A 23,992-nucleotide genomic window follows, 5' to 3' on the forward strand; every position below is an offset into this window, starting at 1 on the left:
TGGCGTTTACCGAACATGCCGGCCGCTCCTGACGAAATGATTATTTCCCAATAAAATCAAATGCCGCCTGGTAGCCGCGCCGATTGGTGCGGCGGCGGCACATGCCGCTCGAGCTTTTGATCCTGACTGGACAGGACCAAAAGCCGTTGGCTTAAAACACGTTCCAGTTCATTGGAATCGTCATGACGGGCGAATTACCCCAATCGCCCGACACCACCTCACCGGACATGATTGGCGCCCAATCGACACGGAAGCCATGCCGACCCAACCCTGATTGAATTCAGGGGTAGGTTCTTGAACCCTGCTCCATTTATTTGAAGTTTCTTTTGTCCCATTGGTAGGGGTTCACGCAAAATTGATCCATATCAAATCGCCATCGACTATGATGGTGCGAACCTCGTTGCTGAACGAGTTTTCCCAACATCGCCGCCAGAATTTGACGGTCCCTTGGAGATGACCATGTCGTCACCGCATGGCTTTTCAAGAAGCGAAACGCTCTACGCAGAGCTTTTGGATTTCGCTGTTGCCGCACTCGCGAGTGGGACGCACAGCGACCACGCTCTCCTGCTGCTGCACAAATACTATCAAGACGCTGAAGACGGCGAAGCGGTTCAAAGGAAGTGGTTGTTGCGATCGCTCATCAGCACCCCTGCTCAAACCCCGCTCGGCGTCGCTGTAAAGCTCACGGTCGCCTGTCGTCTCGACGGATATCTCGATGCGGCCCAAGAGGCGTCTGACGGACCGCTCGGCAGCCACATCATCGTTTCGGCCCTGATGGACTCCCTTGCGCAGGCCCAACTGCTTCCCACGAACCGAAGCAATCCAAGGCATTGAGATTTGTGAGAAAGGCTTCCCATGCGGCCAGAATGCCAATCCTGCCCGGTCCGGCGCGACGGTTTGTGCGCCAGTGCTTCGGATGCGCACCTCATCGCGCTGGGCAACATCAAGCACCCGCTTTGGCAGGTGCAGGCCGGGGGGTGCGTCTTCGCCGAAGGGGATGCGAGCGAGACGGTGTTCATCATCCGCCGTGGTTGGGCGGTCGCCTCGACCTTCCATGAGAACGGGCGTCGCCAGGTGCTTCGCTTCGCCATGCCGGGGAGCATGGTTGGGTTCGAAACGACCGCCGACGGCTTCATGCCCTGCACGACGGAAGCATTGACGGACCTCACGGTTTGTCCGATACCGCGGCAGTCGTTGATCCGCCTCTGTCAGTCCGCGCCAGAACTGGCTTTGCGGATGGCATCGCTTCTTGCGGCAGAGACAATCTCCGACTGGCGCCTGTTGGGAGGGCTTGGCACCTGCAACGCAACCGAGCGGATCGCCCGCCTTCTCCTCGCGCTTTGCCAGCGTCAGAACCGTGCCTTCGGCACCGGTGAGGAAGAGTTCGCACTCCCCATTACCCAGACACTGATCGCCGATGCCACCGGCCTCACATCGGTCCATGTCTGCCGAACATTGAAGGAGATGCGCGCCGTCGGTTTGCTGAGTTTCATGAAGGGCCGCCTGCGCATTATGGACTGGTCGCGGTTGGCCGAACTCGCGGAGATGAGCGGATCACGAGAATCCGATTTCCCGACCCCGACACCGAACCCGCGGTTGGGGCCTGAAGCGTGGAGCGAGGCTGCTTGGCGCAGGATGTCCGACCGGTGTCCAAGCTCGGTCCATATTGGATCGCATGTCGGATCGACATGACCCTGTCGACCAAGAGGATCCGCCTGTGTCCCATCTGCCCGCGGCAGCGATCGGAGCCCGGCCCTCGATCATTGCAGCGCCGACGAGCCGATACGCTGGCGCCTTTCATAGTAAAAGCACCGGGCTTTAATCTGGATCAAGGTCGCCGTCCGCCCACCGCGCGACGGTGGGGAACCAACCCTCCGCAGCTGGAGACGGTTCATGATCAAGCATATTCTGGTTCCGCTCGATGGCGCCGCCACGGATGAGCGGGCGCTGAACGCAGCCTTCACCATCGCCAAGCTGTTCCATGGGCATGTGGATGCCCTGCATATCCGGCCAGACCCGCGGATCGCGATTCCGCTGGTTGCCGAAGGCTTCTCGTCCGAAATGCTCGAGCGCTTGATCCGCGAAGCCGAGCAAGCCGATCAGGAACGGGCGTCGCAAGCCAGACGCAGCTTCGACAGGGCCATCACCGCTGCCGGCGTTCACAGCGTCGGTTATCCGGATCCGGAGATCGCTGTTGCGTCCGGTTCGATCACCGCGACATGGCGGGAGGTGATGGGACAGTCCGAGGACACTCTCGTCCAACGCGGACGATGCGCCGACCTGATTCTGTTCGCCCAGACCTTCGACACTCCGCCCGATGTCATGCGGCTGGAGACGGCTTTGTTCGAAACCGGTCAGCCGATCCTGCTGGCGGCGCCGGGCATGGACGCCGAAGCGCTCTCTTCCGTTGCGATCGCCTGGAACGGCAGCCGACAGGCGGCCAGGGCGATTGCCGGAGCCATGCCGCTCCTGCGGCGTGCGCGGACCGCCACACTGCTGACGGTCGCCGGGCGCAGCGCCGTCACCGGCCCCACGGCGCCGATGATCACACATCTTTCCGACCACCTTGCATGGCATGGCATCTCGGTCGCAGTCGACGTGCTTCACGAGGATGGTCGCCCGACCGGGGAATTGCTGGCCGACCGGGCGAAAGAAACTGGTGCGGGTCTGCTGGTCATGGGTGGTTATGGACATAGCCGGTTCCGCGAAATGGTTCTCGGCGGCGCCACCCGTTACGTACTGGAAACCGCGCTCGGCTGTTCGGTCCTGATGGCGCATTGATGACGCCATCCCCCGGCCGCCGTCAGCGAAGGTATCGATGCCGCAAGATGAAGTGATACCAGCGGTCATTGACAATGACCGCTGGTGTTCGTGTCGACCGATGCGGCGGCGACACATGCCGCGGAAGCATTCGATCCTGACAGTTCAGTATCGAAGCCGTTGGTATAAGGTCAGTGCATCAGGAATACGGGGATATTGGCAAGGGCTACCACATGGGATGTGGTGCTTCCCAGCGTCCATTCCCGCAGGCGGTTGCGGCCATGCCCACCGAGGACAAGGAGATCGGCTTCGAATTGCGCCGGCAATCCGAGCAGGACGCCGCCAGTTTCACGCAGGCTTTTCGGCAGATGCTCCACCTGGGCATCCACCCCGTGAATCAGAAGATAGTCTCTCAAACGTCCGGCATCCGTTTGCAGGTCCTCATCCAACCCGGCGGTTCCGATGAAAACGCTTTGTGCTTGGCGCAGCAGGGGAAGTGCCGCCGCAACCGCTCTGGTTGCTTGCGGGCTCCCGTTCCAGGCGATCATGATTTTGGATCCTATGCGCGGTATGGAGGATGACGGCATCAGGATCACCGGACGTGCGGATGCGAACAGTGCCGCGTCGAACATCGACCTCCAGACGCTGTCCGCCATATCGCCGGTCTCCGGCTTGCCGAACACGATAAGGTCGGCAAAGCGCCCGGCAATTCCGGCCATTCTGTCGGCCGGCCCTTCCACCTCATGCCACACCACCGCGGGGCAGAGGCCAGAGGCTGCATCTTCAGCCGCGGGGCTGCCGGTTTGGCCGCAAATCCGTTGCATGCGCTCGTGGGCCGCGTCGCAATCCCTTCCAATCTTTGCCTGCACCTCGCGTAGGGCGTTTTCCAGCATCGTACCGGCAAAGCCCTTTCCGAGCACCAGGATCAGGGCCTGCGGACTGGGCCGGGCATAGAGCACCTCGACCTGCGAACCGAACATCTGCCCGATGTGAATGGCGGCCTCGAGTGCTGCCGCCATGCCGAAGGCCGCATTGGACAGAGGAACAAGGATCTTGCGGTACATGGTCCATCCTTCCGACTGACGGGACCCGAGCGTTCCCGAACACAAGATCCAACGTCGCGGATGACCCGGCATTAATCCCGGTTAAGGCCCAGGGGGCGCATTCCCGCCATCTTGAACGTCAAACCGACGATGGAGGGTTTCATGGGATCTATCCTATCGGGAGGGCGCTTCTTCGCTTACGGTATCGTCGCCATGGGCATCGCCATGACAGGCTCGCCGGGCTTCGCGCAATCGCGCGCCGGAAAGTCCGCGGAACCGATCGGCCAATCGTCGTACTTGGCGAACTGCGCCGTGTGCCATGGCGCCGGTGGGCAAGGCGACGGCCCCTATGCCGGCTACCTCACCAGGAAGCCGGCGACGCTGACCACGATCCGGGAGCGCAACCACGGCATCTTCCCGCTCGAATACCTGTACAAGGTGATCGACGGTCGCGAAATGGTCGCGGCACATGGAACACGCGACATGCCGGTTTGGGGAGAGGTGTTCAGGACGGAGTCGGTTCAGGACTTCTGGCCCTGGGGATCGGAGCAGCTGGTGCGCGGAAAGATCCTGGAGTTGATCTATTATATCCAGATGATCCAGGAGAAATAATCGCCATTGTCCGGGCCGATGCGGATCGCCGAACCGGCCCGGACCTGCGATGTATGCTGCAGAGCATGCAGCAGACCTTTTTTTCGATCGGATTTACGCTTCAAATCGATTCCGATTTTATGCGACCCGATCTATTTCCCCGCCGATGGAGAATCTTTCCTTCCGGCGGCTTCGGGCTTCAACTGTTCGTTTCCTCACTCTTTCGGTCCCGCCGCACCCCTGCACCATCTGCGTGCCTTTCCTTCGCTTGCAAAGACCGCTGGACTGTTGCGGACGTCTGGTCGGCGATGGTGCGCGAAACGCTCTGCGCCTGCTCCACCATGGCGGATGCCTCCTCGGACCAACGCTTCATGCGGTCGGCCAGCCATTCGTTCCACAGCGAAGACCGCTCCGCCGCATTCTCGATCGCTCCCATCCGCTCCACGGCGGACAATGCCGAGCGGATATCGTCCTGCCGGTGCTCCAGCCAGCTATGGCTCAGGCTTTCGAAGCCATCAAACAAGTTGGACTGCATTCGCAAGATCGCTTCTGTCCGCTGCAGAAAGGTGTTCTGCACAAGGTTGCCGGAAGTCCAGGCCGAAAGCTCGTTGGCCAATCGGGGGGACGCATATGTGCTTGCCGCTTGGTTCCTCATCAATAATCCTCCTCATTCACCCCACTCCTCCCCCGCCACCGTGCCGGGTTGTTTTTCCAGAGTTATACAAGGCGGATTCTTCACCTCCACTTAATCCAGGTTAAGTGCGATATGGAGCATTCGGACGGGTATACTTCCTTTGAAAGGCACAGCCTCCCGGACGCGGCATGCCCATCGCCGGTGGTTCACGGGTTCGCGAACAGTCCTTTATTCAAGTTAAGGCGCTGGCGACCCCACCCTTCAGGATTGGATCGTCTCGGCGGCCGACCACGTCGCCCGTGGCCCCGGGACCCGGTCGAAGAGTTGACGCGACCGAGCGGGTTCTCGCCATGGCCGTGCATTCCCGCCGCTGAATTGCGGCGTCACCTGACAGGGGCAAAGCGCATGCGTCGACAAACCCGATTGAGGATCGGCAGCATGGTCCGGCAGATGGCAATCGACCTGGCGATGGTGATGAGCATCACCGCCTGCGCCCTCGATGGGACCGGTTCCCCCAAAGACGACACCGTCACGGACGCCATGCCGACGCTCGCCCCCATGCTGGAACGGGTGCTTCCGGGAGTGGTCAGCATTGCCGTGGACGGGCGGTTGTCGGCTGAGGAGATGCTGCTGCTCCGCGACCCCGAATTCCGCCGCATGTTCGGCCTGCCCAAGCGCGTACAGCCCGAGGAGCGTCGTTTCCTCGCCCAAGGCTCCGGCATCGTCATCGACGCGGCGAACGGCACCATCGTCACCACACACCACCTCGTCGATGGTGCCGAAGAGATATCGGTCACATTGGCGGACGCCCGGCGCCTGTCCGGCCGGATGATCGGCGCCGACGCAGCCAACGACATCGCGGTGATACAGGTGGAGTCCCGCGATCTGGTGGCGGTGCCGCTGGGAAACTCCGACACGCTGCGCGTCGGCGATTACGTGGTGGCGATCGGCAACCCGTTCGGTCTCGCCCAAACCGCGACGCTGGGGATCGTCAGCGGCATCGGGGCGAGAAATCCCGTCGAACCGGACGGCCGCTTCATCCAGACCGACGCCGCGATCAATCCGGGCAATTCCGGCGGAGCCCTGGTGAATGTCAGGGGAGAACTGGTCGGGATCAACGACAGTCTGATCGGTTCGGCCGTCAGCAACAGCGGCATCGGCTTTGCCATCCCGATCACCCGGGCGAAACAGGCCGTCGACCGCCTTCTCCACCCGACCCCCTCCCGGTCCTGAGGGAGGCATACACGGACCGTCCGCCCGTGATCCCCATGGATTTCAAGCCTGTCTCAGCGCCCCCGCGGCGTGCCTCCGATGAAACACCGCCACCTTAATCCAGATAAAGTCGGCCGGTCACGCCGGATGCTAAGCCATGGTGTCATACGCGGTCAGAAAAATTCTGACCGCTGCGTTCATACGCCACGCAGGCTTCGCGCCTAGCGGCGCGCGCCCGCAGTCGCGGGCGATACCGGGTTCGAAAAGTCAGAACTTTCCGAATCCGGTATCACCAGGGTAATCCAGGAGGATACCATGACCATGACCGATCCAAGTGTCACCGAAAAGCCCAAGCAGGACCTTTCAGCCACCGGCTTGGCCGCAAAAGACGTCGCCGACCGCAATCGCCACCCGCTGTTCGCGCTGCGCGATGAGTTCGACCGCCTGTTCGACGAGGCGTCGTCCATGCTGCGCTTCCCATGGAGCCGGCGGCCCATGTTCAGTCTGGAGCCGCTGCTGCGCGGCGAAGCCGATCTGCAGGCGATCGTCCCCGCGGCGGAGGTCGACGAGCGCGAGACCGAATATCAGGTAACGCTGGAAATCCCCGGTATGGACGAGAAGGACACCGAGGTCAGCCTCCAGGACGATGTGCTGACCATCAAGGCCGAGAAAAAGGAGGAGAAGGAAGAAAAGGACAAGAACCGCTACTTCTCCGAACGCCGCTACGGCCTGTACGCGCGTTCCTTCCGTCTGCCGGCCAATGTGAATGCGGACGGCATCACCGCCACCGTCAAGAACGGCGTGCTCACCATCGTTCTGCCGAAGACCGAGCCGAGCAAACCCGGCAAGCGCACCATCGAAATCGCCAAGGTCTAGATCGTACCCCGCAAGATCGGAATCGATTTGACGCGTGAATCCGATCGTCTAACGAAGACACTCGGAAGACCGGTATCGCCGACGGACGACCCGACCGTCGGCGATGCCACGTCTTGTCCACTGCCAGAACTCCCACCGGACTTCGGCCCGCGCCGGGCGATGCTCATCGCTTTCCGCCGCGTGCCAGCCGTCAAGCCGTCCTCCCTTGTCGGGACGAATGTCTGAACTGACGGTAGAACAATCGTTTGAAGCCTTCCGCCAGGAGCAGATAGGCGACGACGGCCAAAGCCAGGAACGCAAAATACGCGGGCGGCAACGGCACGAAACCGAACAACGGTCCGAGCGGGCTCAACGGCAGGGCCGCCGCGAGCAGAACCGTCCCCACCGACAGGGCCGCCAATAATGGATGAGGCCGGCTGACCAGGGGCGATCTCCGTGTCCGGATGACGAGGATGATCAGCACCTGGGTCGCCAGTGATTCGACGAACCAGCCGGTCTGGAACAGCGCCTCGCCGGCACCGAACAGGGACAGCAGGGCGTAGAAGGTGAGGAAGTCGAACAGGGAGCTGACCGGTCCCAGGACGAGCATGAAGCGGTGGATCAGCTCCATGTTCCAGCGGACCGGCCGGACGATGGTTTCCGGATCGACGCGGTCGAAGGGAATCCCGATCTCCGATGCGTCGTAGAGCAGGTTGTTCAGCAGCACCTGGATCGGCAGCATCGGCAGGAAAGGCAGGAACAGGGCCGCGCCGGCCATGCTCAGCATGTTCCCGAAGTTCGAACTGCTGCCCATCAGGATGTATTTCGTGACGTTCTCCACCGTTCGGCGGCCTTCCAGCACGCCGCCGTGGATCACCGACAGGTCGTGCTCGAGCCGGATCAGGCTCGCCGCATCCTTGGCCACGTCGGCGGCGCCGTCGACGGAGATGCCGACATCGGCGGCGTGCAGCGCCGCCGCATCGTTGATGCCGTCGCCGAGAAAGCCTACGGCGTGGCCGCGCTGCTTCAGCGCCAGCAGCACCCGCTGTTTCTGCGGCGGCGAGAGCCGGCAGAACACGTTGGCCGTGGCGAGCCGGACGCGCAACGCCTCCTCGCTCATGCGCCGCATCTCGTCGCCGTTGATCAAGCCGGTCACCGCGAGGCCCAATTCGCGGCAGACATGCCGGGTCACGCGCTCGTTGTCCCCGGTCAGGATCTTCACGGCGACCCCGGCATTCGACAGCGCGTGCACGGCGGCCGCCGCATCCGCCTTGGGCGGGTCGAGAAAGGCGGCGAAACCGGCGAAGACCAGTTCGGCTTCGTCCGTGACCCGCGCCTCCCTCTGCTCCGGCCCGACCACGCGGGACGCGATGGCCAGAACCCGGAAGCCGTCCTCGCCCAGGTCTTCGAACAAGGCCTGAACCCGTGCCTTGGCCTCGGCATCGAAAAGGCACGGCTCACCCCGACCATCCGGTTGGTAATGGCTGGACAAGCCCAGTACGTCCTCCGGCGCCCCCTTCACGATCAGCCGGTGTTCGCCGCCGCGCTCCAGCAGCACCGAAACGCGGCGGCGCTCGAAATCGAAAGGCACCTCGTCGAGCTTGCGCCAATCGACGGCAACCGGCTGGCCATGGTCCAGGATCGCGTCGTCGAGCGGGCTGCGGATCCCGGTTTCGAAATGGCTGTTGAGCCAGGCGAGCCGGAACACCTCCTCGCTGTCCCGCCCCTGAGCGTCGATGTGCCTGACCAGTTGGATGCGTGCCTCGGTCAGGGTCCCGGTCTTGTCCGTGCACAGGACATCCATGGCCCCGAGATTGTGCAGCGCCGTCAGGCGCTTGACGATGACCTTGCGTTCGGCAAGGCGCAGGGCGCCGCGGGCGAGGGTCACCGTCACGATCATCGGCAGCAGTTCCGGCGTCAGCCCGACCGCAAGGGCGACCGCGAACATCAGGGAGTCGAGCCAGGGCCTGTGGAACAATACGTTCGCGAGCAGCACGAACAGCACCAGGAACACCGTGACCCGCAGGATCAGCAGACCGAAATGGCGGACGCCGGTTTCGAAATCGGTGGGCGGCGGGGGCGTGGTCAGGCTGTGGGCCATGCCGCCGAGCAGGGTGGCGCTGCCGGTCCGCAGAACCACCGCCCGCCCCGTCCCGCTGATCACCGAGGTTCCCATGAACAGAGTGTTGGTGGCCCCGCCGGGATCGACGGCTTGCGGCAGGTCGGCCGCCTGCTTTTCCGCGGGAAAGGGCTCACCGGTCAGCAGCGCCTGGTTCACGAAGAGATCGCGGGACTCGATCAACCGGCCGTCCGCCGGTACGAGGTCGCCGGCGACGAGGCGGACGACGTCGCCCGGAACCAGCCGCTCGACCGGCAACTCGCATTCCCGGCCGTCGCGCAGCACCTTGGCCCGCAGCGCGACGGAACGGCGCAAGTCGTCGATCGTGTTGTTAGCGCGCCTCTCCTGCACGAAGTCGAGAACGACACTGACCAGCACGATGACCACGACGATGACGAAGCTGTAAAGATCGCCGGCCGCCGCCGAGAAGCCGCTGGCCAGAAGCAGGATGATCAGGAGGGGATTGTGCAGACGGTCGAGGAATTGAAGCCACGGCGGCCGTCGCCGCACGGCTGAAAAGTCGTTCGCCCCGCAGCGGGCCAGCCGCGCCTCCGCATCGTCGTCACCCAGCCCGTCCGCCGAACTCCCGATCTCGCCGAGAAGGACGGCAAGCGGCCGGCCGGCCAGGGCAACGCTGTCGAGCCCGTTCTGCATGTTCCCCGACTCCCGCTCGAAGCACCCGCGCCACTTCGCTTTCCGCTACGCCGTCCACCCACCGGCAGAACGCTCCCTGAATGGAGTTCGCGCGCTCCTCCGCGGCATCAAAGCATCGAATTGCGGACCGGATCCTAACCTGGATTAAACCCCGCCCCCCGACACGGGCATAGCCTGCGGCGCGATGCCGCCGTCTTCGGCGCCGGGAGAGTGGACGCAGCAGGAACACCGCAACGGAAGGTACAATAATCCAATGGACGATTGGACGAGACGCGAAGGGTCCCCCTCGCCCCTGGGAGTTTCCTTCGTCCCCGATGAAGAGGCCTACAACTTCGCCCTGTATTCGAAGCATGCGACATCGGTCACTTTGCTGCTTTTCTCCGCGGAGACTCAAATCGACCCCATCGCCGTCCAGGCCTTCGATCCCCGCTGCAACAAAACCGGCCGCGTCTGGCACGGCCGCCTGCCCGCAGCGACGGTTGACCGCGCCGCCTATTATGCCTATCGGGTCGACGGACCACGCGCCCCGGCCGACGGACAGCGGTTCGATCCCGAAAAGGACCTGCTCGATCCCTATGCCACGGCGGTCTTCTTTCCGCCCGGCTTCAGCCGCGAGGCAGCCCGCCATCCTGGCCCCAATCCCGGCCGCGCCCCGCTCGGCGTCCTGCGCGCCACGGCGTCCGGATTCGACTGGGCCGGGGACCATCCCCCGCATCACACCCACGACACCATCATCTACGAGGTGCATGTCCGCGGCTTCACGCAGCGGGCGAATTCCGGCGTTCCGGCCGAACGGCGGGGCACATTCGCCGGCCTGATCGACAAGATCCCGTATCTGCGGGATCTCGGCGTCACGGCGGTCGAACTGATGCCGGTGTTCCAGTTCGATCCACAGGAGGGGAATTACTGGGGATACATGCCGCTCAACTTCTTCGCCCTCCACCACGCCTACGCGGCGCACCCGGAGCCGACCGGCCGGCTCGACGAGTTCAGGACGCTGGTCAAGGCGCTGCACGCCGCCGGCATCGAGGTCATCCTCGACGTGGTCTACAATCACACCGTCGAAGGCGACGGGACCGGCCCGACATACAGCTTCCGCGGCTTGGACAACACCACCTATTACCTCCTGGCGCAGGACCGCAGCCGGTACCGCAACGACAGCGGCACCGGCAATGTCCTGCACACGGCCAACCGCTACGTCTCCGGCATGGTCATGGACAGCCTGCATCATTGGGCGAGGCAGTGCCACATCGACGGCTTCCGCTTCGACCTCGCTTCGCTGTTCACCCGCCGGGACGACGGCTCCATCGATCTCGAAGAGCCGCCGGTCATCGGCGCGATCCAGACCCACCCCGATCTGGCGCGCCTGCGGATGATCGCAGAAGCCTGGGACATGGTCAGCTATCAGCTCGGACGCTCCTTTCCCGGAACCACATGGCTGCAATGGAACGATGCCTTCCGCAACGAATTGCGGTCCTTCATCCGTGGGGATCGCGGAAGCGTCGCGGGCCTGATGCGCCGCCTCGGCGGCAGCGGCGACATCTTCCCCGACACGCCGGAAGACGCCTATCACGCCTACCAGAGCATCAACTTCGTGACCTGCCACGACGGCTTTTGCCTGTACGATCTGGTCAGCTACGACCGCAAGCACAACGAAGCGAACGGCGAAGGGAACCGGGACGGGCGGGACGACAACCGTTCCTGGAACTGCGGCTGGGAGGGCGACGACGGCGTACCCGAGGCGGTCGTCCGGCTTCGGCGGCGGCAGGCAAAGAACCTGTTCTGCCTGCTGATGCTTGCGAACGGCACACCGATGTTCGTGGCCGGTGACGAGTTCCTGAACACGCAGCGCGGCAACAACAACCCATACAACCAGGACAACGAGACGACGTGGCTCGACTGGGACCTGCTGCGAACCAACGCCGACTTCCACCGCTTCTGCAAGTCCATGATCGCATTCCGCAAAGCCCATCCCACATTGGGCCGCAGCCGCAGCTGGCGCGAGGACGTGACGTGGCTCGGAACGGCCGGCGGCCTCGACCCGTCGGCCGACACCGGTGCGCTCGCCTTTCACCTGCGCGGCGGCACGCAGGCCGATGCCGATCTCTACGTCATGATCAACGCCTCGGCAGCGGAGCAGGAGTTCCTGATCCAGATTCCGCTGCCGCCGGTTCCGGCGCCACGGCCCTGGCGCCGGGTGATCGACACCGCCGGCCACAGCCCCGACGACATCGTTCCCCTGGACGATGCGGCGCCGGTCACCGAAGGGCGCCACAGGGTGGAAGCGCGATCCGTGGTCGTGCTCGTCCGGGGCTGAAGCGCGACGCCGGATCCCGGCTTCCTACCTCCAACGCCCAAGCCGGCCGCGCATCGGGCTTAACTTCGATAAAGGCGCTGAACGGTTCCCTTCGGGATACTGCCCGCATGGACGTAACGCGAGGCCCGGGAGGCCGCCCATGACGCCGATACCGCATCTCAGCTACATCGTTTCCCAAAGCGAAAACCACTGGACCGTCGGCTTCGCACCGGGGGACGATTGCGGAAAATACCCGTCGCGACGGGCAGCCCTGGAATCCGCGCTGCATGATGCGGTGCGGGTTCGGGAACTGGGATACGATGTCGATGTCTGGGTCCGCCGGAAGGACGGATCGCTGCGGCGGATCCGGGCCGGGACCGATCCCGGCGATTCCGCCTCCATACCGAGCTGAATCCGCCGGCGTGGACCGCGCCGTCAGGGATTGACGGTCCGGGCCGCCGCATGCTCCTGCAGGAAATGGCACAGTGCGAGCTTGAGCACCGCGGTCCTTCCGTGCTGGCCGTGCGCCTGCGCCTCGGCGATGTCATCCTCGATCATCCGGCGGATCTCGCCCTGCCCGGACTCCGTCGCGACCAGATAGCTGCCCAGTTCGGCGGCGACGATCTCCGGCAGATGCTCGTGCGCGGCGATCGCATCGATCTCTTCCTTCGTCAGCCCGCTCATGCCGACGCAATCTTCAAAGGTGATCACCATGGTCCGTCTCCCGTTGGTTGCGTTGCAGAGATACGTCGAACATCTGGATCGACTTGGCCGGATCGACTTGGGCGGATCGACTTGGCCAAATCGAGACGGCCGGTCCACGGACGGCGTCGCCCTCACAGGCGGCCGATCTCGAACTCCTCACAGGAATAGCCGAGCTGCGCGGCCCCTTCCTCAAGGCAGTCCCCCAGGTTGGGAATGCCGATCAGATACTCGGCGGAACGGCCGGTATGGCGTTCCTCGGCCAGCGTCCGCGCTTGGGCCCATTCCTCCGCCGAGAAATCGCCGCGCCCCATCCAGCCCAGGGCGATGACATCGATCACCTCGTCGTCGTCGAGGCCGTCGATCGCATCCTTCAGTTCCGCCAGGGTCGGATCGTCCGCGTAATCCTCCAGCACCGCCCGCATGCCGTCATCGCTCGGATTCGAACCCTCATCCAGATCGGACGGCGCCACCTTGGCGTCGAATTCACGCGCCTTGACGATCAGGTAGCAGAGCTTCTGCAATCCGATGCTCAGTTCCGGCTCCGGTTCGGCGGGAAAGGCCGGCTGGGGAGGAGCGAGTTTGGCCATGACGGTCCGGACTCCTTTGGCGAACTCCCGGAACGGCATTCGTGCAACCGCATCGGGAGAATGCCGCCATTGAGCCACGGCTTCCCATCGGCGACCTTAACCTGAATAAAGGACAGGACGCCAAGGCACCCACAGCATCGAGCGCACCGGCAACCTTGCCGGGGTGGAGGCTGCGGGCGGTTCCGACCGCATCGGAGGGCGTCATGGACGACAAGAAGGACAGGGACCGCGGCGCCGACCTGCTGCTGTGGCTTGCCCTTGCCCTCTTGATCGGGTTCGGCCTGTTCGTGCTATGGGCGCTCCCCGGCGCTCCACAGGCTCAAACGATTCCCTACAGCCAGTTTCTGGATCTGCTGGATCATGACAAGGTCGAGCAGGTCATGGTCGGCGAAACCACCCTGACCGGAACGCTGAGCGAAGCCCTGCCCAGCGGGTTGCGGGCTTTCGAAACCGTCCGTGTCGCGCCCGACGTCGCCCGTGACCTCTCGGCCCGTCACATTCCCTTCGGCGGCGTGACCGAACCGGGATGGGCATCCGGCCTCGTCGGCTGGTTCGGCTGGTTCCTGATCCTGTTCGCCGCATGGAGCCTGACCGGGCTGTCCGGCATGCGGACGGGCGGCGGCCTGCTGTCGATCGGCCGCAGCAAGGCCAAGCTGTTCGCCGAAACCGGCATTTCCATCCGGTTCGACGATGTCGCGGGAGTCGACGAGGCGAAGGAGGAACTGCGGGAGGTGGTGGATTTCCTGCAGAAGCCGGGAGAGTTCTCCCGCCTGGGCGCCCATGTGCCGAAAGGGATTCTGCTGGTCGGGCCGCCTGGAACCGGTAAGACGCTGCTGGCCAGGGCCGTCGCCGGGGAAGCCAAGGTTCCATTCATATCGACCAATGGATCGGAATTCGTCGAGATGTTCGTCGGGGTCGGGGCCGCCAGGGTGCGGGACCTGTTCACGCTTGCGCGGTCCCGAACGCCGGCGATCATCTTCGTCGACGAGCTTGACGCGCTCGGCCGTGCGCGCGGGTCATTGCCGATGCTGGGTGGGCACGACGAGAAGGAGCAGACGCTCAACCAGCTTCTGGCCGAACTGGACGGCTTCGATCCCAGCGCCGGACTGGTTCTGCTGGCGGCGACCAACCGCCCGGAAATCCTCAATCCGGCCCTGCTCCGGGCGGGGCGGTTCGACCGGCAGATCCTGGTGGATCGGCCGGAGAAAGCGGGACGGGCGCAAATCCTGGCGATCCACACCAGGCGGGTCCCCCTCGCCCCGGACGTGGACCTCGGTCATCTGGCCGCCCTGACCCCGGGCTTCACCGGCGCCGATCTGGCCAATCTGGTCAACGAAGCGGCGATGATCGCGACGAGGCAGGGCGCCAGCGCCGTGTCGACGGAGGATTTCGAGGACGCCATCGAACGGATCGTCGCCGGATTGGAGAAGAAGTCGCGCATTCTCAGCCTGCACGAACGATCCATCGTCGCCCACCACGAGATGGGGCATGCGCTGGTCGCCATGGCGATCCCCGGTGCGGATCCCGTCCCGAAGGTATCGATCATCCCCCGCGGCATCGGGGCGCTCGGCTACACCATCCAACGTCCGACGGAGGATCGCTTCCTGATGGGCCGTCACGAACTGGAGGATAAGATGACCGTTCTGATGGCCGGTCGGGCGGCGGAGCGGATCGTGTTCGGCGAGGTGTCGACCGGTGGAGCCGACGATCTGGCCAAGGTCACGGACATCGCCAGGGGCATGGTGATGCGTTACGGAATGGACGAAACCTTGGGAGCGGTCTGCTACGACACCGAGCCGGGCCATCTCCTCGGCCAGCCCCAGGGAGCCTTCTGGCAATCCCGTCCTTACGGGGAGGCGTCGGCGAGCCGCATCGATGCGGCGGTCCGCGCTCTGGTCGAAGCCGCCGCGTCGCGGGCATCGGACATCCTGCGCAGAAACCATGCCGTACTGGAGCAAGGGGCAAGTCGCCTGCTGGAGCGGGAAACCCTGACCGCGGGCGAACTGCCGCAGCCGCTGCCGGAATTCCCGGGCGCGGAAAACAACCCGGAAGAGGATGCTGGCCAAGCCCCGCTATGTGCTCTCGACGCCCAGTGAGCCACAATCGGAAATCCTGAAATTCCGCAAACGGGCCGATCCGACAGTCGCGTTCGTAGAAGACGGGTCGCTTAACCGACGTTAAGGCCCGGCCTTTCGCAGGATGCTGGGATGGCCGGACGCGTCACCCGCCGGCACCGGCCGATCATGGCGGACCGCTCCGGGTGACATGGTCGCAAAGGCAAGGAGAAGAGCCATGCCGATGGCCCAACTGAACGTCGAACGCCCCGTCGCCTCCGCCCTGCCCGAAGCCTTGCCGGCAACGGACGGTCCGGCGGCCTCTTCGGAAACCCGTCTCGGAACGACTATGCCGGGAACGGCGATACCCGGAACTGCAATGCGCAGCCCGGCCTACGGCTTCCCCTACCTGCCCTTCGGCGGCGATGTGGTCGATCGTCTGGTTCATGCCTGGCAGGGGCGCTTCACCCTGTCGATCTCACCGTCGGCCGTGACGCTGGCCTTCGCCGACTGGGCGATGCATCTGGGCAATGCTCCAGGCAAGCAGGCCGTCCTGGCCGACAAGGCTGTCCGCAAGCTGGTGCGGCTGATGGTCTATGCCGGCGCCGCGGCCGTGGACCGCGACACCCCGCCCTGCATCGACCCTTTGCCGGGAGACCGCCGTTTTGCCCATCCCGACTGGCGGCAGTTTCCCTACACGCTCTACGCCCAGTCCTTCCTGCTGGCGCAGCAATGGGTGCACAATGCGACCACCGGCATTCCCGGACTGTCGCAGGCCAATGCCCGCATCGTCCCGTTCGTCGCCCGGCAACTGCTGGACGTGGCGGCACCGTCCAACAACCCCTTCACCAATCCCGAGACCTTGCGCACGGTCTTCGCCACCGGCGGAATGAACTTCGCTTTCGGCATGGCGAACTGGACGGAAGATGTCCTGCGCCTGATGACCGGGCGCCGACCCAAGGGACTGGACGCGTTCCAGGTCGGCCGCGACGTGGCGGTGACGCCGGGCAGCGTCGTTTTCCGCAATGAACTGATCGAGCTGATCCAGTACGCGCCGTCCACCGCTTCGGTTCACGCCGAGCCGGTGTTGATCGTGCCGGCCTGGATCATGAAATACTATATTCTCGATCTGTCGCCCGAGAACTCCCTGGTGCGATATCTGGTCGGGCGCGGCTTCACCGTCTTCGTCATCTCCTGGCGCAATCCGGGACCGGAGCTGCGCGACTGCGGCCTCGACGATTACCGGCGGCTGGGCGTGATGGCGGCGCTCGACGCCATCGACGCGATCTGCGAAACGGGAAAGACGCCGCCGCCGGTCCACGCCTGCGGTTATTGCCTGGGCGGCACGCTGCTGACGATCGCGGCGGCCGCGATGGCACGCGACGGCGACCCGCGGCTGAAGACGCTCACCCTGCTGGCCGCCCAGACCGACTTCACCGAGGCGGGCGAGTTGATGCTCTTCATCAATGAAAGCCAGGTGGCCTATCTGGAGGACATCATGTGGGAGGCGGGATACCTCGACACCGCCCAGATGGCCGGCGCCTTCCAGATGCTGCGCTCCAACGACCTGATCTGGTCGCAGGTCGTCCAGGAATATCTCCGCGGCCGGCGGCCGGAGGTGAACGACCTGATGGCCTGGAATGCCGATGGAACGCGGCTGCCCTACCGGATGCATTCGGAATACATGCACCAGCTTCTGCTGGGCAACGACCTCTCGGAAGGACGATACCGGGTGGACGGCCGCCCCGTGGTCCTGTCCGACATCCGGGCGCCCATCTTCGCCGTCGGGACGCGGCGCGACCATGTGGCGCCCTGGCGGTCGGTCTACAAGATCAATTTGCAGAGCGACACGACCACCACATTCCTGCTGACCGACGGCGGCCACAATGCCGGCATCGTCGCCGGCCCCGACCGTCCGGACCGCCAGTACCGCATGAGCGAGCGCGGGCCGGACGACCGCTATGTCGACCCCGACCTGTGGCTGGAATCGACGCCGGCCGCCTCCGGATCATGGTGGCGTGCATGGGCCGACTGGCTGGACCGGCGATCCGACGCCGAGCCGATGGCGGCGCGACCCGTCGGGTCGGCGGAACATGGATTGGGGCCGCTCTGTCCGGCACCGGGACATTATGTTCTGGAACGGTGAGTGAACCGCGCCTTTGTCTCGGCGGGGAAATGTTGCCGATGGGCTCGACATGCGTACCAAGGCGACCTTCGGCGCACGTGTATCCGGTGTTACCGCCCGACCATGCGGGCGCCACGGCTCCTCATTCCCGCCGTCGAATTTTGCAACAGCACGAGTGACAGCGCCGCCCGGCCATGACATCGCGGGTGGTCAAGTTTCGAGAACGGCAGTCGCCACGAACTCGATACGGACGCCTGGAGACAGGAGTTCCTTGACCACCACGGTGACACGGCAGGGATAGGGCGGCTTGAAGAACTCCGTATAGATCGCGTTCATACCGGCTGCATCGGCTCGGTCGACCAGATAGATGGCCATGTACACCACGTTGGCCAAGGATCCGCCGGCGGCGCGCATCGCCTGATCCAGGTTGCGCAGCGCCTGCCGGGCCTGGGCCTCGATGTCGCCCTGCACGATGGCGCCGGTGAGCGGGTCCTTCGGGATGTGCGCGGAATAGACCGTGTTGCCGGCGCGCAGGGTGGCGGTCACCGGTCCCTTGGGTGGGACGATGCCGGTGTCGATGGGATCGAACATTGGGAAACCTCGTGGGTGCCCGCCGGTCAGGGCATGTCATGCCGGTGGGTGATGAATTTCGTGGTCAGGTAGCCGTCGAAGGTCTCCTGCCCCCCCTCGCTTCCGTAGCCGCTGTCGTTCACCCCGCCGAACGGGGTCTCGGCGAGCGCCAACCCGAAATGATTGACCGACACCATGCCGGCCGAAAGCCCGTGCGCGACGGTGTGGGCCGTGCCTGCGGACCGGGTGAACAGGTAGGCGGCCAGCCCGAACGGCAGGCTGTTGGCCCGACGCAGCACATCCGCCGCGTCGTCGAAGGGCGTGACGATGCCGAGAGGGCCGAACGGCTCCTCCCGCATGGCGCGGATGTCGTCCGGCGCATCGTGGATGACGGTCGGCGCGTAGAAGAAGCCCGGTCCGTCCAGCCGCCGCCCGCCGGTGGCGATGGCGGCGCCGCGCGAGCGGGCGTCCTCCACCAGCGCGTCCATGGCATCCTGCCGCCGGGCGTGGCAGAGCGGCCCCATCGTGACGTCCGCACCGAGCCCGTCGCCGACCCGCGCAGTGGCGAGCGCCGCGACGAAGCGGTCGAGGAAGCGGTCGTGGACGCGCCTCTGCACGTAGAAGCGCGTGGGCGAGACACAGACCTGCCCCGCATTGCGCAGCTTCTGCGCGGCCAGCGCCTGGGCCGCGGCCTCCACATCGGCGTCGTCGAACACGATGGCCGGGGCATGTCCGCCCAACTCCATGGTCGTGCGCTTCATGTGCTGTCCGGCCAACGCGGCCAGTTGCTTGCCGACCGGGACGGAACCGGTGAAGGATACCTTCCTCACCGCCGGGGACTCGATCAGCATGCGGGAGACCACCGCCGGCTCGCCCCAGACCAAGTTCAGACAGCCGGGCGGCAGGCCCGCTTCCATGAAAAGGCGACCGATGGCGACGATGGCCGAGGGCGTGTCCTCCGGTCCCTTCAGGATGATGGTGCAGCCGGCGCCCAACGCCGCGCAGACCTTGCGCACCGCCTGGCTGAAGGGGAAGTTCCACGGCGTGAAGGCGGCGCAGACGCCGACCGGCTCGCGCAGGACCGACTGGGCGACGCGCGGATCGCGGGGCGGGATGATCCGTCCATAGATGCGCCGGCATTCCTCGGCATGCCAGTCGGCGTGCTCGGCCGAGAAGCGGACCTCGCCCAGCGCCTCGGCCAGCGGCTTGCCCTGGTCCAGGGTGATGCCGCGGGCGATGTCCTCGGCATTGGCCCGCACCAGTTCGGCGAAGCGGCGCAGGACCGCGGACCGGACCAGGGGCGAAGTGCTGCGCCAGGAGAGGAACGCCCGCTCCGCCGATACGACGGCGCGGCCGAGATCCGCGGCATCGGCGTGCGGAAGCTTCCCCAGCATGCCCCCTGTCGCCGGGTTGATGATGTCCTGCGTCGCCCGGCCGTCCGCACCCAGCCATTCGCCGTCGATCAGCAGGCCGACCGACGGGTAGGCGGCCGTGTCCGCGCTCCTCCGTTCGTGCTGCATGGGGCACTCTCCTCTTGGTCTTGGCGGAAACCCTGCGGTCAGCCCATCACGGCCTGATAGAGGCGCAGCCAGTTGCCGCCCAGGATCTTCTCGGCTTCCTCGGCACCGAATCCGACACGGCCAAGTCCGTCGCGAACCGAGGAGAGCTGGCCGGCCCGGACGATCCAGTCGGGCTTCGGCACCTTGCCCGGACGCGCGGCGGAACCGGCGCCATACTGCACCGATCGCGTCCAGCGCCCCTTGCGCATCCAGTTGATGTCCACCTGCGTGGTATTGTGGCTGTAGTCGGTGCCGATGCCGACATGGTCGATGCCGGCCAGGTCGACGGTGCGGGCCACCATCTCGCACCAGCCCTCGACCGTCGCGCAGGCCGCTTCGGGGGTGATGTTGCGGTAGGCGACGCAACCGATGACACCGCCGTTGCGGCTCAACGCCTTCAGCACGCCATCGCTCTTGTTGCGCTTGTGCGGGAACAGCGAGGCGGCGTTGGCGTGGGTGATGGCGACCGGCTTCTCAGACCATTCGATGGCGTCCAGCGTCGTCTTGTCGCCGACGTGGGAGAGGTCGACCACCATGCCGACGCGGTTCATCTCGCGAACCACCTCGCGGCCGAAGCGGCTGAGGCCGCTGTCCTTTTCCTCGTAGCAGCTTCCCCCCAGCTCGTTCTGGTTGTTGTAGGTGAGCTGCACGACGCGGACGCCGAGGTCGGCGAACAGCTCGACATAAGCGATGCGGTTCTGGAACAGGTTGCTGTTCTGGTAGCCGAGCAGGACGGCGACCCGTCCGGTCTCCTCCGCGCGGCGGATGTCGGCGGCGGTGCGGGCGATCAGGAACAGGTCGCCCATCTCCCGCTCCATGTCGCGCCACCGTCCGACGGCGTCGAGCGATTCCAGGGTGTCCTCCCAGAAGCCCAGCGTCGGGGTGACGCAGGTATAGCCGCTGGCCTTCAGTTCTTCGAAAACGGCGCGGTCGAAGTGACCGCACTGGAGTGCGTCGATCAGCATGGATGCATGTCCGTCGGAAAGGGGGGAGCCGGTCGGGCGCGGCTCAAGCCGCGGAGGCGTCGTCGTGCAGGAGCGAAAGGTCGGTATCGTCCTCGTCCTGGCGGCCGACGACCCGCCCGTCGGCGGTGACCATGATCGCACCGGCATGTCGGCGGGAGGTGTAGCTGTCCGGTGCCAGCGCCTCGTTGGCGAGATGGAACAGCCGCCACCACAGCGCCGTCTCCACCGGGATGCCGTGGCGGCGGATGGTGTCGAGCACCGTCGGGCTGCCGTCGGCCCGGGGCCGCACGGACAGGCGGACGGCGGTGCCGCCATCCTGCTCCACGACGGTCACGGTCGCGGACAGGCCGTTGGCTTCCGCCAGTGCCCCAGCGATGCGGAGTTCGTCCGCCTCGATGAGATTCCGCGCGACGAGGACCCCGGGCAGCCCGCGGCGATGCCGCTCGACGCACAGGTCGACGAGGGCCGGCGCGACGATCCAGGCATGCTGCCCGGCGCACTCCGCCACCGGCTCCTCCAGCGCCGGCATGTCGGCGCTTTCGAGGAGGCGCAGACCGATCGGCTTGGCCGTCCGCAGCAGGTCCAGATGGCGCAGCAGCTCCGGGAAGCCGCCGAGGCCGAGGGCGGCGGAATAGAGGGCGCAGTCGCGCAGGCTGGGGACCAGCCCCGGCTCCACGCGGGTCACCTGCATCAGCCGCTCCAGCACCAGACGGCTTTCGCGCAGGCTCACCTGCATCGACGAGCCGCTGCCGGCGGTCGCATCATTGGCCGTCGGTATGGTCATGACAAGGGCTCCGCAGGATAGAACCAGGTGTCGTCCGCGCCGGCGGCCAGCTCGGCCGGGGTCGGCGCGCCGTGGAACAGCACGCCGCGCAGGTTGCGGTTCAGGAAATCGCGCGTCTTGTCGATGCCGTGGATGCCGACGTTCAGCAGGCGCGTGATATGGGCGGGAACGAAGCCCTCGCTCATGATGTCGGCATGCGGCGAGTGATAGGAGAGCCCGGCCAGCGCCTGCACCCGCGTGACGATGGCGCGGTGGTGCGGGTGGGCCAGCAGGAAGCGCGCGACGCTCTGCTTCGGGTCCTGCGCCGCCAGATCGCCGTCGAGCCGGACGATCAGGCGCGGCAGGTCGAGGCCGAGATTGACGGCCTCGCCCACCTCGTCGCGCGGGCCGCGGCGCGGTTCCTCCGCCGTCACCGACTTGTACCAGACGTAGCGAAGCGCGGTGTCGGACTCCAGGTCGAGTCCGAAGGCCCAGGCATACTGGCCGTGGATGATCTCCCGCAGGCGGCCGACCGGCATTTCCGGCCGTGCCGTCAGTTCCTCGTCGATCACCAGCGTTTCGACCAGCGCGTCGGCCGCCTCCGGCACCAGTTCGATCAGCAGGGAATGAAGCGTCTCCATCGCGTCCGGATGGATGCGCCCGTCCAGCGAGGCGCAGAGGTCGGCGAGCGGATGCTCGGCCGCCGCCTCGCCCTGGCGCAGGCGGTCGAGCAGGCGCTCGACCTGCCCGCGGACGACGGCGAGGTCGGCGGCCACCACGTCGCTGGGGGTGATCGCCTCGTAGACGACGCGGTCCTGGCGACGGAACAGGATGGCCTTGTCCAGCAGCCGCAGCAGGGTCGCGACCTCCGCGGCGTCGGGGCCGGTGACCAGGCACTTCGCCCGCGCGATGGCCTCTTCCCGGCTCCACAGCCAGCGGTCGATCAGGCGCGGGTGGTTGTTGACGAACAGCATCAGCCCGAGCGCCGAGCCGTTGCCGACGCCGAGATACCGCGCCAGCTCGGGCGCCAGCGTCACCGCCTGCGGCGATGCCAGACGTGCCAGATGGTGCAGCAGGTCCTGGGCGAAGACCCGCATCATGTAGGCGCACAGCATCTGGGCGGAGAGCGACCAGCGCAGCGGATGGTCCTTCTCGAAGGCGAGGAAGCTCTTGGTCCCGAAGGTGCCGTTGCCATCCAGCCCGGTGTTGCGCATCAGGTAGCAGATCTGGCCCAGCTGGGCGACGTCCGGCTGCCGCCCGGCGGCCAGCGACTGCAGGGCATGGTCGAACAGCCGCTGGCTGCGGTTGGAGCGGCACCAGATCAGCGTGCCGGGCGTCGCCCGGCCCTCGTAGAGCTTCGGCAACTCGACGCGGGTCCGTTCCACGTCGGCCGGGCTGATGTCGCCCTCCACCAGGGCGCCCATCATGTCCCAGGACCGGCCGATGATGCGGCCGGAACGGCCCTGGCTCGACGGCTCGAAGGAGAAGACCGGGAAGGAGAAACGCCAGCCGCCGATGTCGATGCGGTAGCCGGCGGTGCCGCGCCCGCGCTCGTCGATGTCGAAACCGGTGCGGGTGATGGTCCAGCGGTTCCGGATCGCCCGGCTCATCAGCGCGCGCGAGGCGCTGACCCGGGAGGGCTGGATGGAGGCGAGGCGTTCGGGGATCATCAGTTCCGCCGGGCTCCGCATCAGCCGAAACAGGCTGTGCGGGTCCGGACCCGGTGCTGTGCCCCCCGCCGGTGAGGACAGGGCAAGGCTCATTCTCTGGCTCCGCGTAGGCGAGCGTTGACCCGGGCCGCTGCCGCGACCACGACACTCGCGCAGGTTTGTGTGTTGAAGCCGGCCGTCGGTCCCGAAAGCGACAGGGCGGCGATGCAGTCGCCATGGCTGTCGACCACCGGGGCGGCCACGGCGGAAACGGTTCGGGGGCCGGTGATGCCGGAAACCGCATAGCCGTCGGCCCGGATGCGCTCGACCAGCTCCTCTTCCGGCAGCACGACGCCGGCCTCGGCCAGTCGTGCCAGGGCATCCGGACGCGCGAAGGCGCTGAGGGCTCGGCCCAACGCGGTGCGCGCCAGATCGAGGCGGGTGCCGACCCGCAGGTCGGCCCGCAGGATGCCCTTGGCTTCGACGCGACGCATGATGACGGCCTCATGCCCGTCGAGCACGGCCATGGAGGCGGTTTCTCCGCTTTCGGCGACCATGTCGTGCAGGATGTCGGCCAGCCGGGCACCCAGGTTCGCCTGTTCCATGGCCATGGCCGCGTGGGCGACGATGCGCAGGGCAAGGCGGTAGCGCCCATCCTCCGTCTGCTCGACCCATCCGGCTTCGACCAGGGTCTGCAGGCGCTGGTGCGTCGCCGCCCGGGCCTCCTCGACCGCCCGGGCCACGTCCGCCAGGCGCACGGGCTCCGGCGCCGCCGCGACGATGTCGAGGACGGCAAATGTCTTCAGCACGGAGGAAAGCGGACGAACACTCACGGACGGCTCCTAAGCTGC

Annotated in this window: 21 protein-coding genes; 10 read left to right on the forward strand and 11 right to left on the reverse strand. The window is 65.8% G+C overall.

The features are described from left to right. The first annotated feature begins 459 nt into the window (after positions 1 to 459). From JHL17_RS24180 to JHL17_RS24190, 3 genes are all read left to right on the forward strand, one after another. Entirely contained in the window at positions 460 to 834 is a 375-nt protein-coding gene (locus JHL17_RS24180) for a hypothetical protein (RefSeq protein WP_200197115.1), read from the forward strand. Between the two features lie 21 nt (positions 835 to 855). Next, on the forward strand, positions 856 to 1,692 hold the full coding sequence (locus JHL17_RS24185) for a Crp/Fnr family transcriptional regulator (RefSeq protein ID WP_200197117.1): 837 nt from the start codon (positions 856 to 858) through the stop codon (positions 1,690 to 1,692). Between the two features lie 201 nt (positions 1,693 to 1,893). Further along, a complete protein-coding gene (locus JHL17_RS24190) occupies positions 1,894 to 2,781 on the forward strand; it encodes a universal stress protein (RefSeq protein ID WP_200197118.1) in 888 nt (295 codons plus the stop codon). 170 nt (positions 2,782 to 2,951) lie between these two features. Here JHL17_RS24190 and JHL17_RS24195 read toward each other — a convergent pair whose 3' ends face one another. After that, positions 2,952 to 3,824: a universal stress protein gene (locus JHL17_RS24195; RefSeq protein WP_200197121.1), complete on the reverse strand. Its 873-nt coding sequence runs from the start codon at positions 3,822 to 3,824 to the stop codon at positions 2,952 to 2,954. Positions 3,825 to 4,016: 192 nt separating this feature from the next. Here JHL17_RS24195 and JHL17_RS24200 point away from each other — a divergent pair, with 192 nt between their 5' ends. Next, complete coding sequence (locus tag JHL17_RS24200) at positions 4,017 to 4,415, forward strand: c-type cytochrome (protein ID WP_200197123.1); 399 nt, start codon at positions 4,017 to 4,019, stop codon at positions 4,413 to 4,415. A gap of 178 nt (positions 4,416 to 4,593) precedes the next feature. On the opposite strand, the gene JHL17_RS24205 is transcribed toward JHL17_RS24200, so the two are convergent. After that, positions 4,594 to 5,049, reverse strand: a complete 456-nt coding sequence (locus tag JHL17_RS24205) for a phasin family protein (protein WP_200197125.1) — start codon at positions 5,047 to 5,049, stop codon at positions 4,594 to 4,596. Positions 5,050 to 5,466: 417 nt separating this feature from the next. Between JHL17_RS24205 and JHL17_RS24210 the strand changes: the two genes are divergently transcribed. Together JHL17_RS24210 and JHL17_RS24215 are read left to right on the forward strand one after the other, a co-directional pair. Further along, on the forward strand, positions 5,467 to 6,261 hold the full coding sequence (locus tag JHL17_RS24210; RefSeq protein ID WP_200197127.1) for a trypsin-like peptidase domain-containing protein: 795 nt from the start codon (positions 5,467 to 5,469) through the stop codon (positions 6,259 to 6,261). 294 nt (positions 6,262 to 6,555) lie between these two features. Beyond that, complete coding sequence (locus tag JHL17_RS24215; protein WP_200197129.1) at positions 6,556 to 7,116, forward strand: Hsp20/alpha crystallin family protein; 561 nt, start codon at positions 6,556 to 6,558, stop codon at positions 7,114 to 7,116. Between the two features lie 190 nt (positions 7,117 to 7,306). Here JHL17_RS24215 and mgtA read toward each other — a convergent pair whose 3' ends face one another. Further along, on the reverse strand, positions 7,307 to 9,868 hold the full coding sequence (gene mgtA / locus JHL17_RS24220; protein ID WP_200197131.1) for a magnesium-translocating P-type ATPase: 2,562 nt from the start codon (positions 9,866 to 9,868) through the stop codon (positions 7,307 to 7,309). A gap of 184 nt (positions 9,869 to 10,052) precedes the next feature. Between mgtA and JHL17_RS24225 the strand changes: the two genes are divergently transcribed. Together JHL17_RS24225 and JHL17_RS24230 are read left to right on the forward strand one after the other, a co-directional pair. Next, complete coding sequence (locus JHL17_RS24225) at positions 10,053 to 12,185, forward strand: glycogen debranching protein (RefSeq protein ID WP_200197132.1); 2,133 nt, start codon at positions 10,053 to 10,055, stop codon at positions 12,183 to 12,185. Positions 12,186 to 12,324: 139 nt separating this feature from the next. Next, complete coding sequence (locus tag JHL17_RS24230; RefSeq protein ID WP_200197133.1) at positions 12,325 to 12,576, forward strand: hypothetical protein; 252 nt, start codon at positions 12,325 to 12,327, stop codon at positions 12,574 to 12,576. A gap of 23 nt (positions 12,577 to 12,599) precedes the next feature. Here JHL17_RS24230 and JHL17_RS24235 read toward each other — a convergent pair whose 3' ends face one another. Together JHL17_RS24235 and JHL17_RS24240 are read right to left on the reverse strand one after the other, a co-directional pair. Further along, positions 12,600 to 12,878 (reverse strand): hypothetical protein, encoded by a 279-nt coding sequence (locus JHL17_RS24235; RefSeq protein WP_211113544.1) that lies wholly within the window; start codon positions 12,876 to 12,878, stop codon positions 12,600 to 12,602. A gap of 122 nt (positions 12,879 to 13,000) precedes the next feature. Then, complete coding sequence (locus tag JHL17_RS24240; RefSeq protein ID WP_200197134.1) at positions 13,001 to 13,456, reverse strand: DUF3775 domain-containing protein; 456 nt, start codon at positions 13,454 to 13,456, stop codon at positions 13,001 to 13,003. A 203-nt stretch (positions 13,457 to 13,659) separates the two neighbouring features. Here JHL17_RS24240 and ftsH point away from each other — a divergent pair, with 203 nt between their 5' ends. Both ftsH and JHL17_RS24250 read left to right on the forward strand, forming a co-directional pair. Next, entirely contained in the window at positions 13,660 to 15,552 is a 1,893-nt protein-coding gene (gene ftsH / locus JHL17_RS24245) for an ATP-dependent zinc metalloprotease FtsH (RefSeq protein WP_200197135.1), read from the forward strand. 196 nt (positions 15,553 to 15,748) lie between these two features. Continuing rightward, positions 15,749 to 17,656 (forward strand): PHA/PHB synthase family protein, encoded by a 1,908-nt coding sequence (locus tag JHL17_RS24250; RefSeq protein WP_247893786.1) that lies wholly within the window; start codon positions 15,749 to 15,751, stop codon positions 17,654 to 17,656. Between the two features lie 189 nt (positions 17,657 to 17,845). Here JHL17_RS24250 and JHL17_RS24255 read toward each other — a convergent pair whose 3' ends face one another. Genes JHL17_RS24255 through JHL17_RS24280 form a run of 6 tightly spaced genes read right to left on the reverse strand, consistent with a single transcriptional unit; the run spans position 17,846 to position 23,974 of the window. Next, on the reverse strand, positions 17,846 to 18,226 hold the full coding sequence (locus JHL17_RS24255) for a RidA family protein (RefSeq protein WP_200197136.1): 381 nt from the start codon (positions 18,224 to 18,226) through the stop codon (positions 17,846 to 17,848). Positions 18,227 to 18,252: 26 nt separating this feature from the next. Continuing rightward, positions 18,253 to 19,725 carry an NAD-dependent succinate-semialdehyde dehydrogenase gene (locus JHL17_RS24260; protein WP_200197137.1) on the reverse strand — a complete coding sequence of 491 codons (1,473 nt, stop codon included), beginning with the start codon at positions 19,723 to 19,725 and terminating at the stop codon, positions 18,253 to 18,255. 38 nt (positions 19,726 to 19,763) lie between these two features. Further along, a complete protein-coding gene (locus tag JHL17_RS24265) occupies positions 19,764 to 20,729 on the reverse strand; it encodes a dipeptidase (protein WP_247893787.1) in 966 nt (321 codons plus the stop codon). 43 nt (positions 20,730 to 20,772) lie between these two features. After that, positions 20,773 to 21,513 (reverse strand): hypothetical protein, encoded by a 741-nt coding sequence (locus JHL17_RS24270; protein ID WP_200197139.1) that lies wholly within the window; start codon positions 21,511 to 21,513, stop codon positions 20,773 to 20,775. Beyond that, entirely contained in the window at positions 21,510 to 23,255 is a 1,746-nt protein-coding gene (locus JHL17_RS24275) for a hypothetical protein (RefSeq protein WP_200197141.1), read from the reverse strand. The genes JHL17_RS24270 and JHL17_RS24275 overlap by 4 nt, the downstream gene beginning before the upstream one ends. Next, positions 23,252 to 23,974, reverse strand: a complete 723-nt coding sequence (locus JHL17_RS24280) for an IclR family transcriptional regulator domain-containing protein (protein WP_200197142.1) — start codon at positions 23,972 to 23,974, stop codon at positions 23,252 to 23,254. The genes JHL17_RS24275 and JHL17_RS24280 overlap by 4 nt, the downstream gene beginning before the upstream one ends. Positions 23,975 to 23,992 lie beyond the last annotated feature (18 nt).

Source organism: Azospirillum endophyticum, assembly GCF_016595245.1.
In the GTDB taxonomy this organism is placed as follows: domain Bacteria; phylum Pseudomonadota; class Alphaproteobacteria; order Azospirillales; family Azospirillaceae; genus Azospirillum; species Azospirillum endophyticum.

Coding starts and splice junctions, on each gene's coding strand:
- JHL17_RS24210 (WP_200197127.1), top strand. CDS start 5,467: ATGGTCCGGCAGATGGCAATCGACCTGGCGATGGTGATGAGCATCACC.
- JHL17_RS24270 (WP_200197139.1), bottom strand. CDS start 21,513: ATGACCATACCGACGGCCAATGATGCGACCGCCGGCAGCGGCTCGTCG.
- JHL17_RS24240 (WP_200197134.1), bottom strand. CDS start 13,456: ATGGCCAAACTCGCTCCTCCCCAGCCGGCCTTTCCCGCCGAACCGGAG.
- JHL17_RS24235 (WP_211113544.1), bottom strand. CDS start 12,878: ATGGTGATCACCTTTGAAGATTGCGTCGGCATGAGCGGGCTGACGAAG.
- ftsH (WP_200197135.1), top strand. CDS start 13,660: ATGGACGACAAGAAGGACAGGGACCGCGGCGCCGACCTGCTGCTGTGG.
- JHL17_RS24190 (WP_200197118.1), top strand. CDS start 1,894: ATGATCAAGCATATTCTGGTTCCGCTCGATGGCGCCGCCACGGATGAG.
- JHL17_RS24260 (WP_200197137.1), bottom strand. CDS start 19,725: ATGCAGCACGAACGGAGGAGCGCGGACACGGCCGCCTACCCGTCGGTC.
- JHL17_RS24250 (WP_247893786.1), top strand. CDS start 15,749: ATGCCGATGGCCCAACTGAACGTCGAACGCCCCGTCGCCTCCGCCCTG.
- JHL17_RS24205 (WP_200197125.1), bottom strand. CDS start 5,049: ATGAGGAACCAAGCGGCAAGCACATATGCGTCCCCCCGATTGGCCAAC.
- JHL17_RS24225 (WP_200197132.1), top strand. CDS start 10,053: ATGCCGCCGTCTTCGGCGCCGGGAGAGTGGACGCAGCAGGAACACCGC.
- JHL17_RS24275 (WP_200197141.1), bottom strand. CDS start 23,255: ATGAGCCTTGCCCTGTCCTCACCGGCGGGGGGCACAGCACCGGGTCCG.
- JHL17_RS24185 (WP_200197117.1), top strand. CDS start 856: ATGCGGCCAGAATGCCAATCCTGCCCGGTCCGGCGCGACGGTTTGTGC.
- JHL17_RS24180 (WP_200197115.1), top strand. CDS start 460: ATGTCGTCACCGCATGGCTTTTCAAGAAGCGAAACGCTCTACGCAGAG.
- mgtA (WP_200197131.1), bottom strand. CDS start 9,868: ATGCAGAACGGGCTCGACAGCGTTGCCCTGGCCGGCCGGCCGCTTGCC.
- JHL17_RS24215 (WP_200197129.1), top strand. CDS start 6,556: ATGACCATGACCGATCCAAGTGTCACCGAAAAGCCCAAGCAGGACCTT.
- JHL17_RS24230 (WP_200197133.1), top strand. CDS start 12,325: ATGACGCCGATACCGCATCTCAGCTACATCGTTTCCCAAAGCGAAAAC.
- JHL17_RS24265 (WP_247893787.1), bottom strand. CDS start 20,729: ATGCTGATCGACGCACTCCAGTGCGGTCACTTCGACCGCGCCGTTTTC.
- JHL17_RS24255 (WP_200197136.1), bottom strand. CDS start 18,226: ATGTTCGATCCCATCGACACCGGCATCGTCCCACCCAAGGGACCGGTG.
- JHL17_RS24195 (WP_200197121.1), bottom strand. CDS start 3,824: ATGTACCGCAAGATCCTTGTTCCTCTGTCCAATGCGGCCTTCGGCATG.
- JHL17_RS24200 (WP_200197123.1), top strand. CDS start 4,017: ATGGGCATCGCCATGACAGGCTCGCCGGGCTTCGCGCAATCGCGCGCC.